We start from the raw sequence: 10,792 nt of genomic DNA on the forward strand, positions 1-10,792 counted from the left end.
CTGGCTTGAAGCCATAATAAAAAGCTCACTAAAAAAGTGAGCAACATTTCCAATGAGATACTTCTGTTGACGAGCGCGTCTCTCCGCCCCCTCATTGCCTTGCGAAGAGGCTTGGCGAATCGAAAGGAGGTGTTTTTTCCTGTTTTCAATTCTACTTATTTTTGCACATTTTTTTAATTTTATCAAACAAAAAAACGCAAGCCGAAGCCTGCGAAAAGTTTTTTATAACCATTGAATTTCTTTCACATCTGTTTTACGAACTTTAGCATATTTCTTAGCGCTTGTAAAATGTAGAGTAACCGGTTTAAACATTCCACTTTTATCTCTTCGTAAACCTAAAATTGCGGATCTTTTGTTTCTATCTTCAAAAAATATGACGTCCAACTTCATAGTGTTTTTAGATAAATCTTTGGCTAGGATACAACAACTTGTTATCTTAGAATAGAAGATATCACCGATAAAACTATACAAAGATATCCTTTCGATTACATCATTGTACATAGGATGATTTCTAAAATCTTCCAAAATAAAAACACCAGCTTGAATAGCAGGTATTGTTTGACTAGCATAATCTCGTGTGATTTTGTGCAAGCCAAATAAGTGATGTAAATCAGTCAAGCAAAAATCTACTTCGAAAGTCTCTAAATGCTTATAATTCGTTGATACTTGACATGTTTTTCCATCGAATTTCTCTTGATAATCTAAAATACAATCAAGTAATTTCAACGACAAACTCCATATTTTCTCAAAATAAAAAAAGCACGGGGCAGTTCTCACTACTGCCCAAAGTGGATGATTAGAGTCGGCTTCTCTAACTCCCTATGTTGTGCTTATTAGGCTTATCGCAAGGGAACAGTTTTTAGCTCTGCCAAGCCACATAGCGTGCTTACTACTATGTGTCCATGTCTCCATGGATTGCCGAACGGTTTAACGACGTTTTGGGAGTCGGGATAACGAGAAAAGTGATACTTTTACGTTTTTTCCAACTTAATTATGACATCTTTCTTTCAAAAAGTCAATATTTATCGCTTTCTTTAACGAAAAAAATCCCACAAGAACGAATCCTGTGGGGAGATACACATTTTAGAAAAGCTTTCCTTTATTCTACTATTTTTCTTGTATTTTATCATTCAGTATGATAAAATACAAGTTTTTTGATAAAATAACCAAAAACTACTCGCTATCCCTTCTCACATTACCCTACATATCGTTTGACATGCGACTAATCGTTCAAGGAAACTTCAAGGACAACTTTTCTCTCATCCCCTATGTAGGTCATTTCTACTCTTATAGGCTCAATTTGACACTTTTCTTCTTCGAATTGCTCATATTCCTCCTGAATAGTAAGTTCGATTTATCCAAATTTATTTTTGTCTATTTTGATGAACACTTCCACGAAGATAGTCTGAAAATGAATTTGCACCAATTTTTCTTCTCTTTTTAAGCATATTATTCCAGATATGATTGCCCTCTTGTTCAGTAATAAATTACGCTTTAAACGCTTCAATCAGTATATCTCCTGTCGTCATATGTTCTAAAGAAAATTCTTCTACATATGGTTGAACATCTCTTAGGTTATTACTTCCTAATATCCCGTTATGCTTTTTCGCTAAGGAAATAGAAGCCGCTTCTCCCTTACCAATAACCTTGTTACTATCATGATTTCTTGTTAAATTTCTATATAATGCGTATTCTTCAGTTCCAATGTCTATGCTCACAATCTCAGCTGAACCCTTAGCTACTAACTGGTCTATCCTAGATTTTAAATGGGGGATTGTAGGTATATTGATTTCATCATACACCTCTTGTGGAATAACAATTTTACCCGAATAGAGCTTTTCTAAAAGATGTTCAGTGCCAACCCATAAAAATGCTGAAATACAATCTGTATCAATAAATACACGACTAGTCAAACGACAACTCCCCCTCTTCATCTAGCCCATATACAATATCATATCTGAAAGCATCTAGTAGCAGTTCCTCATACTTCCCTTGCGAAATTCTGTTATTTTCTAAAAGTTGTTCAGTCGATTTAATATAGTGTCCTAATACCATTTCCTTTTTACTTTCTGACAAAGGACGATATAAACTTGTATCATAGCCTAATCTTGAAGCTGTCTCTATAACACTAATATCCATATTTTTAATTTCTTCTGCATCAAGGTATCCATCATTCCGCAATCTATATAACATAGCTTTATGACTGATACCATAAAACTGACCCAATTTTATAATATCTTCTACTTCAAGATGAGTTCTATTAGCATTTTCTCTGATTTCCTCAACCATCCTATACAGTGAAGATGGGGAAACTAAAAAATATGAAGCAAACTGATCCGCTTTTCTTTCAGTTTCATCTCCTTCACCAATCAAGATAAGACTGACTGAACTCTTCTTCACCTCATCATAATAAAGATGATACAGTTCATGTGCTAAAGAAAATCCTTGTCTTCCTAATGACATGTCTGAATTGATTACAATGAGACTGGACTGAGTTCCTTTATAACAGACTCCGCTAATATTCTTTCCGAGTCCATAAAATACCAGCGTCAAATTCTCTATCTTTTGTACCAATTTAAAAATATCTATCGGCGCTTCACCGTCAGCTCCCAACTTTTTTCTAAGATTTGAAGCTTTATTACTTAAATCCATTTTATCAATCATTTATTTTGTCTCCAATAGCTGATCTATCTCAAATTGATTCAATACAATTTTATTGATTTTCGCTAAAACTTTAAGATCTTGGTCTACTATTTTATTTTTTCTAAACGATATTACACACTGTTGTTCAGCTTGTTCGCCAAACAAAAGATATTCAACCGTACAGCAAAACAGGGCAGATAGTTTCTCAATAACATCCGACGTGATATTCCTTTCACCTTTTTCCATTTTGGCAATCATGCTTTGATTCAAAGACAAATATTCAGCAATCTTATCTTGAGTAAGATTTGAAGATATTCTAAGTTCTTTTATTCTTTTTCCAACATCACATACATTTATCATATTCATACACCTCTCATAAAAAGAATAGCACACTCTTGTCATAAAGTCAATTTTTTAAATAAAAAAAATATGACAAAACAAGGACTCAATTTATTGATGCTGCTTAAACATCCAAAATTGATGATAGTAAACCTATTTGATGAGTTCCTATCAACAATCATATCTTCAATCTCAAAACAGTACTTAAAGCTATCCGACTCGGTTTACATTGTCAAATTTAGATTTTATTTGAGCATAACTTTCTAGTTTGCTTTTTGATTTTTATTTAATATAGTAGCAAAAATTGAAGGAAATATCTCCACAAGAAAACGCATACTATTAAGCTTTTTCAAGACCTAATAATATGCGCTGTTCTGATTTGAAAGACATTCCATTATTATTTTACTGTTATCAAGCCTTCAGGCTCGACTGTAAATTCTGGTTTTTCTGCTATCGTGCCATCTTCTTTAAGGTAATACCAGCCATCATTTGATTTGACAAAGGCATTAGAAACCATGTCCCCATTTTGACTATCAAGATAGTACCAAGTCTCCTTGTATTTGATCCAGCCTGTTTTCATAGCACCTTCTCCATCGAAATAGTACCACTTCTCAGCGATTTTCTTCCAGCCTGTCGCCATTTCGCCTGACTGGTCAAACCAGTACCAGTTGCCGTCTGTGTGCTTCTTCCAGCGGTCTGCAAGCATATATCCTGAACCGTCAAAGTAATACCAGGTACCATTAACTTTCTCAAACTTATCTTTTGGATAAGAACCATCTGAGTGTACATACCAGGTGCCAGTATCGTTCTGTCGCCATCCTGCTTCAATCGTCAAGCCGTTTTCAATATCCTGCTTGAATTGCTCACGACTAATGCCCCAGCTTGCAAGATAAGGATAAGGGTCAACATGATCTGAGTTGTTGTCAGGTTGGTTATTGGTGCAATATTCGTGTGTCTTGATACCTGCTAAATCAGCAGTATCAAGCGTTTTAGGTATCCCAGCCTCGTCTGCTAGATTACGCAAGAGTTCGATATAGAGACGATAGTCAATCAGAAACTCTTCTTTCGATTCATGGCTTTCAATCAGTTCAACTTGTGCATAACCTTCTGCATTCCAACCGCCCCCAACGTCCCAGGCACCATTATCAACAGGTCCTACCTGCATAACACGACCATTACCGACTACGTGAGAAAAGAAGCCCAATTCAGGATCTTTTCTGTAATGGTAGTCAGCCTCATTTTGAACCGTTGAATTACGGTTGCCTGTGGAATGGGCATGGACTTGCCTATATGGTTGCACGCCGACTTGAGGCAAATCTGTTCTTAATTTACTCACATCAATTTCCATATTTTACTCCTTATCAATTAAAACAACTTATTTTTTACAATCCAGAGCTAGAAACTCCTTTATTTCTACCTCATAAAGAATACAATCCTAGTCACGATTGGGCTTGTAGATAGAACTTCAAAACGCACTATTTTGACACTGTAAATAGGACTGATAAGGTCTGCATCCTATCTACAATAACACCCCAGACTAAAAAGCTTTTCAAAAGTATATTTTTACAGTCTCTATATGTCCTTTTCATAAATACTATACTTTATTATATCATATAAAAGAAGTCAAAAGTCTGTTAAACTATTTTCAAGACCAAACTAAAGATAACAGCACAAGTTTTTTCGATTTTCACTAGAGGAAATGGATTTTATTAGCAAATACAGCTAGGAGAGCACTTTGGTTGCCAAGATGGCCTTACCTTCTTTTATCAAGGGGTGACGGAACAGTGAGAAGTACAGTTGGATGGTCATGGTAACCCAGATGAGGGGTTCACAAAGAATAACTCCCTTATAGCCCGCCCAAGGGATAATCAAGACCACAAAAGCGATTTTCCCGATTAGTTCGATAAAACTAGAAACCAGAGGAAGGATTTTTTGCCCCAAACCCTGCAAACAATTGCGATAAATCAACAAGAGGCTCAAAATGGGATAAAAGGCTGAACTAATTTGCAGATAGAGACTTCCATTTTCTATCAAGTAACCATCTGTCGAACTAGCCAAGAAGGAAACCAAGGCTGGACTGGCAAAAAAGAGGAAAACACAAACAAAAACTGCCCAGGATATACTTAAACGACTGCCGATTCGAAGGCCTTGAACAATACGGTCTGGGCGCTTAGCACCTAAATTCTGAGAAGCAAAGGTCGTCATCGAAGCAGAAATAGCAGTTATCGGAAGAAGGGCGAAGGCCATAATGCGTCGAGCCGCCGTTTGTGCACTTATAATCACTGCGCCAAAGGTATTGACAGAAGACTGTAAAATCACACTGCCGATGGACACAATTGAACTCATCAAGCCCATAGCCAAACCTTGCTCCAAGAGATCTGCGTACAAGGACTTATCCCATTTGAAATGCTTGCGCTGAGGCAAAAGTTCTGGCACACTCTTACAGATATAATAAAAGCAAAGAACCGCTGATAAACCTTGCGAAATAATGGTAGCAAGTCCCGCGGATTGAACTCCCAGATGCAGTTGCGTAATAAAATAGAGATCCAGAACCACATTAACCAGAGCAGAAAAAATCAAAAATCCAAGGGCAGCTAGACTGTCCCCAATGGACTGCAACAAACCTGCAAAAAGATTATAGGCAAAGCTGACACCGACACAAGTCACAATCATAGAAATATATTGATAGGACTGGGGAAGGATTTCAGCAGGGGTATCTAGGTACTGTAAAAGAGGATACAAACCAAGAAAGCCCAGCAGCATCACTACAACACTCAAAAGAGCCCCTAAAATCCAGGTGGATGCTACTGCTTCCTTGATTTTAGTGAAATTCCGAGCTCCATAATAACGGGCAATGACAATCCCCATGCCATTTCCAACACCAAGAGTAAAACCTACAATCAGGTCAAAAATCGCTGTCGTCGCCCCTACCGCTGCCAAGGAGTCTTGTCCAAGAAAACGTCCAACAATCAAGACATCAGCAGTGTTATAGAGTTGCTGAAAGATATTAGACAGCAAGATTGGGAAGGCAAAACTCAAGAGAGAAGGAAGAATCGGATCATGTATCAGGTCCACTGTTCGTTTTTTATTCATAAGGCTATTACATCAGCTTTCTAGTGGAGCCACAAGAAACAGCAAACTATAGTCAATCTGAAATCTTGAATCAAAAATCGAAAAAGTAGCGGATTTCTCCACTACTTTAACAGCTTATTCTTCAATTTCGATTTCAAGTTCATCGCCTAGGTCAAGTGTCACTTCTTCATTCACAGAATCTGCTTGAACTGCTTCATCTTTTTTGTTTTCAGTATCTTGTTCTGAAGCTTCTTCTCCATCAATCAAGCCAAATTTAGAACGGACTTGCTTATCAATTTCATCAAAGATTTCTGGGTGCTCTGCCAAATATTTCTTAGAATTCTCAGAACCCTGACCGATTTTTTCATCCTTGTAAGAATACCAAGCTCCTGCTTTTTTGATAATATCCAAGTCGCTTGCAATCTTCAAGAGTTCACCAGTCTTAGAAATTCCTTCTCCGTACATAATTTCAACTACGGTTTCCTTAAACGGTGGAGCTACCTTATTTTTTACAACCTTAATCTTAGTTTCTTTACCGACATTGGTTTCTTTTTGGTCACCAGTTCCCTTAATTTGTGTGTTACCACGAACATCTAAGCGGACTGAAGCATAGAATTTCAAAGCACGTCCGCCAGGTGTTGTTTCTGGATTTCCAAACATGACCCCAACTTTTTCACGCAATTGGTTGATAAAGATAGCAATTGTTTTGGTTTTATTGATAGAAGCACCAAGTTTACGCATGGCCTGACTCATCATACGGGCCTGCAAACCAACGTGGCTATCACCGATATCTCCATCAATCTCCGCACGAGGTACAAGGGCCGCAACTGAGTCGACCACGACAAGATCTACAGCACCTGAGTCAATCAATTTTCCTGCAATTTCAAGACCTTGCTCTCCTGAGTCTGGTTGTGACAAGAGCAATTCGTCAATGTTAACACCAAGGGCCGCAGCATAAGCTGGGTCAAGGGCATGCTCCGCATCGATAAAGGCTGCAATCCCACCTTCTTTTTGCGCTTGTGCAACTGCATGAAGGGCAACCGTCGTCTTACCAGATGACTCTGGTCCATAGATTTCGATGATACGTCCCTTAGGATAACCACCTGAACCAAGGGCAATGTCAAGAGCTAAAGAACCTGAGCTCATCACTTGCACCTTTTGCTCCGCACGTTCACCCAAACGCATGATTGATCCTTTACCAAAGTCTTTCTCAATCAATTTAAGAGCATCATTCAAGGCCTTTTCACGTTCTGCCCCAAATTTTTTTGAAATTTCTTCTAATTTTTTTGGTTTTTTCGCCATTCTATTCTCCTACATTCTAATGATCCTCAGACCTATCTACTATTATATCAAAAGTTAGTCACTTAATAAAGCCTTGCGAACTAGGTTAAAGGCATGCATAACAGCAATGTGACGTACATCTGCTCGACTTCTGCCTCCAATATTGACCTTGATAACCTCAGTTCCTTGCTCTCGAGCCAAGCCTATGAAGACTGTCCCAGCTGGATGCCCTTCTAGGCTATCTGGCCCTGCCACTCCAGTCAAACTAATTCCAAAATCAGATTGAGTCTTGTTTCGTGCCTGCTCAGCCATCTTCTGTGCTGTAAATTCAGATACCACACTCTGTTCTTCCAAATCCTTGACAGGAATATCCAACATTTTTGATTTTTCCTCCAAGCTATAGGTCACAAAACCACCCTTAAATATACTTGAAGCTCCTGAAAAATCCGCTACCCTAGCTTGGAAAAGACCTGCCGTCAAACTCTCTGCAGCCGTGATGGTTTTCCCTTGTTTTTTCAGTTCTTCTACCACAATGCTGGCTAAACTGGACTCTTCCCCATAACCATAACAAAGGTCTCGTAAAGAAAGTCCTTCAAAGGTCTGGCGATCCAAGATTTGATGTTCCAAAATATCCAGCACTTGATTCGCCTCTTCTTGACTGCTAGCCTTTGTTGACAGACGCAAGGTTACCTCTCCTGTCTTGGCATAAGGTGCCAAGGTCGGATCGGTCTGATTATCAATTAAATCAGCCAAAATCGTCACCAACTGGCTCTCGCCAATCCCAAAGAAACGAAGAACCCGGGAATACAGCTTACTCCCCGTCATCAACTTGGGTAGAAGTTGGTTTAAGACCATAGGCTTCAATTCACTTGGCGGACCAGGAAGGACAACGTAGGTCACTCCATCTACTTCTAGTATTCCTCCCACAGCCAGCCCCGTTTCGTTTGGCAGTGGAGTCGCTCCTTCTACAATTTGGGCTTGTCTTTCGTTATTCGGTGTTCGGGCATAATCTGGTCGCTGGGCGAAAAAGACATCTAACTTCTCCTGAGCCTGAGGATCGAAGACTAATTCTTTCCCTAAAAATTTAGCCAGAGTTTGTTTGGTCAAATCGTCCTCAGTCGGCCCTAAACCACCTGTCAAAATCACCAGACTGCTACGTTGACTGGCAATCTCAAGCAAAGACAAGAGACGGGCTTCGTTGTCTCCTACAGCCGTCTGAAAATATACATCTACCCCAATCTCTGCTAGTTTTTCTGATAAAAACTGAGCATTAGTGTTGACAATCTGTCCTGTCAAAATCTCTGTTCCAACAGCAATGATTTCTGCTTTCATGTTTCCTCCTACCTATCTATTCGTATTTTTTTGAAAAAATCGCAGGAAATTTCCCACGATTGATTTTTTATTTGTATCAAAAGTTAATTATCTTCATCACCAACAGGTGCTCTGCCAAATAAATCTTCAAATAAGACCGCATTGGTTTCAAGCTGAGTGACTTCTTCTTGTCCCAAAGAACGTCGGAGTAGATTTTGCATTTCCAACATATGGGCTCTCGAAACAATCTGGTAAGAAACACCTTGAAGCATCTCTCCTTCACCCTGCAACTGCTGAGTTTCAATGGTTTTAAATGAATCTTTATAGCCTAGCAAGTTAGGGATACTTTTTGCAGACAAATCAATATTGGTCTGCATATTGTCACTCAAAGCTTTTAGAATCTCTTGATAATGACCAACACTATTTAAACTGAGAGCTTTTTCCATGACTTTTTGAATAACTTCACGTTGACGTTTTTGACGACCATAATCCCCCTCAGGATCTTGGTAACGCATTCGTGCATAGACTAGGGCTTCTTCTCCCCCAATATGTTGCTCCCCAACACCGATAGAAATGGTATTAAATTCTTCTTGGTCACTGATAGAAATTGGGAAACCTAGGGTATTATTGACTGTAATACCACCTACTGCATCCACTAGTTTTTGTAACCCTTTCATATTGACCATCACATAGCGATCAATATGGATATTCATCATTTTTTGAATGGTTTCTATAGCAAGCTCTGCTCCACCATCTGCATATGCTGAATTCAGTTTCGCTTCATGAGCCTGACCATTCCCTGATTCAATGCGGGTCAGAATATCCCGCTCTAAACTCATCATTGTTGTTTTTTTCGTTTTAGGATTCACTGTCATCAAGATCATGCTATCACTTCTACCGACCCAAGTTTCAGTTCGTTCAGCATTTCCGGTGTCCACTCCCATTAACAGAATGGTTAGAGGTTCAGTCGCTTCAATAACCTTGGTTTCTTCGCCGATTTTTTTATAGGTTTTAGCTAAGGTTTCTGTCCCTTGTTGATAAATAGTATAAGCAAAAATACCTGCTCCTACTACAGTTACAGAAAGTAAAGCTAGCACCATTCCAATAATTTTTTTAACCATATTTCTACTAATCTATCAGTTTACCCATCAAGTAAACATCGATAAATTTCCCTTCTTCTATATATGCTCCACGCTCTTGGCGACCTTCAATTACAAAGCCATGCTTTTGATACAGATGAACTGCTGCTTGATTACGAGTTTGGACAGTCAGCTGGAGACGACGCAGAATGCCACTTGCTTGTGCCCACTCTATCGCTTCTTCTAGCAACAAACTTCCCAATCCATTATTCCAATATCTTTTGCCAATCACAATGAAGAGATCTCCAATATGATGGACTCTCTTGCGCTGGTCAGCTGTAATATTTACAATACCAGCAATTTTATCATTTAAGAATGCAAGTAAGGTTATCTGATTGTCCGAACTAGCTTGCTTGTTGAGGAATACTTCAATCTCCTCACTGGTCAAGAGAATACCATCTCCGTCTAAGCTGGTAAAATCTGTCTCCAAACTTACACGATTTAAAAAGGCCACTAATTCAGCTGCATCTTTAGGCTCTGCTTCCCTAATGAGCAATTCATACTCCATGTTGAAGCTCCTCTAAGAGTTTTTCTGCACGCAAACCCTTTGCCTGAAAATTTAAACGACATCCATCTGCTTCTTTTAGAATTTCCAATTCTAAATAAGTATCTGGCAAGGCATCTCCTAAGAGATTTCCCCACTCGATGACAGTCACTCCGCCACCAAAGAGAAACTCATCCAAGTCGATAGAATCCGCATCTCCTTCAATACGATAAACATCTAAATGGAAAAGCGGAAGACGCCCCTCATACTCTCTTACGATAGTATAGGTTGGACTTTTAATCATTTGAGAAATCTGTAAACCTTTAGCAAGTCCTTTAGTAAAGGTCGTTTTACCTGCACCCAGTTCTCCAGTTAAGATTAAAACATCATTCTTTGCTAATAGATGACCCAAACGCTCCCCTAAGGCTTGTAGCTCTTCTTCATTTTTTGTGTACATACTCTTATTATACCAAAAACTTTTCTTTTGTGTCTATTTTCCTGCTAAACTTATACTCAATGAAAA

At 38.8% G+C, this 10,792-nt stretch carries 12 protein-coding genes; all 12 read right to left on the reverse strand.

All coding sequences use genetic code 11. The annotated features are described in order from the left end of the window. On the reverse strand, positions 1-186 hold a 186-nt coding region (locus HT736_RS11465; RefSeq protein WP_205380672.1), incomplete at its 3' end, for a hypothetical protein. Positions 187-222: 36 nt separating this feature from the next. Further along, positions 223-777, reverse strand: coding sequence for a PBECR4 domain-containing protein (locus tag HT736_RS09825; RefSeq protein WP_311141307.1), 555 nt, complete (start codon positions 775-777; stop codon positions 223-225). Between the two features lie 710 nt (positions 778-1,487). Then, positions 1,488-1,913: a hypothetical protein gene (locus HT736_RS09830; RefSeq protein WP_000204075.1), complete on the reverse strand. Its 426-nt coding sequence runs from the start codon at positions 1,911-1,913 to the stop codon at positions 1,488-1,490. Then, complete coding sequence (locus HT736_RS09835) at positions 1,906-2,652, reverse strand: ImmA/IrrE family metallo-endopeptidase (RefSeq protein ID WP_306345051.1); 747 nt, start codon at positions 2,650-2,652, stop codon at positions 1,906-1,908. The genes HT736_RS09830 and HT736_RS09835 overlap by 8 nt, the downstream gene beginning before the upstream one ends. Positions 2,653-2,664: 12 nt before the next feature. Beyond that, on the reverse strand, positions 2,665-3,009 hold the full coding sequence (locus tag HT736_RS12010) for a helix-turn-helix transcriptional regulator (RefSeq protein WP_001056000.1): 345 nt from the start codon (positions 3,007-3,009) through the stop codon (positions 2,665-2,667). 370 nt (positions 3,010-3,379) lie between these two features. Beyond that, positions 3,380-4,330 (reverse strand): N-acetylmuramoyl-L-alanine amidase family protein, encoded by a 951-nt coding sequence (locus HT736_RS09845; protein WP_000401884.1) that lies wholly within the window; start codon positions 4,328-4,330, stop codon positions 3,380-3,382. A gap of 374 nt (positions 4,331-4,704) precedes the next feature. After that, positions 4,705-6,075, reverse strand: coding sequence for an MATE family efflux transporter (locus HT736_RS09850; protein ID WP_172930996.1), 1,371 nt, complete (start codon positions 6,073-6,075; stop codon positions 4,705-4,707). A gap of 114 nt (positions 6,076-6,189) precedes the next feature. Further along, complete coding sequence (gene recA, locus HT736_RS09855) at positions 6,190-7,356, reverse strand: recombinase RecA (protein ID WP_001085465.1); 1,167 nt, start codon at positions 7,354-7,356, stop codon at positions 6,190-6,192. A 54-nt stretch (positions 7,357-7,410) separates the two neighbouring features. Beyond that, positions 7,411-8,667, reverse strand: a complete 1,257-nt coding sequence (locus HT736_RS09860; protein ID WP_000642684.1) for a competence/damage-inducible protein A — start codon at positions 8,665-8,667, stop codon at positions 7,411-7,413. Between the two features lie 83 nt (positions 8,668-8,750). Beyond that, the gene (locus HT736_RS09865; RefSeq protein WP_000239274.1) at positions 8,751-9,767 is read right to left on the reverse strand and encodes an LCP family protein; all 1,017 of its coding nucleotides are present in this window, start codon (positions 9,765-9,767) and stop codon (positions 8,751-8,753) included. Between the two features lie 7 nt (positions 9,768-9,774). Further along, positions 9,775-10,293, reverse strand: coding sequence for a GNAT family N-acetyltransferase (locus HT736_RS09870; RefSeq protein ID WP_000455532.1), 519 nt, complete (start codon positions 10,291-10,293; stop codon positions 9,775-9,777). After that, entirely contained in the window at positions 10,283-10,726 is a 444-nt protein-coding gene (tsaE, locus tag HT736_RS09875; RefSeq protein ID WP_172930997.1) for a tRNA (adenosine(37)-N6)-threonylcarbamoyltransferase complex ATPase subunit type 1 TsaE, read from the reverse strand. The genes HT736_RS09870 and tsaE overlap by 11 nt, the downstream gene beginning before the upstream one ends. Between the last annotated feature and the right edge of the window lie 66 nt (positions 10,727-10,792).

The organism is Streptococcus sp. 339, assembly GCF_013277285.1.
GTDB lineage: Bacteria > Bacillota > Bacilli > Lactobacillales > Streptococcaceae > Streptococcus > Streptococcus pseudopneumoniae.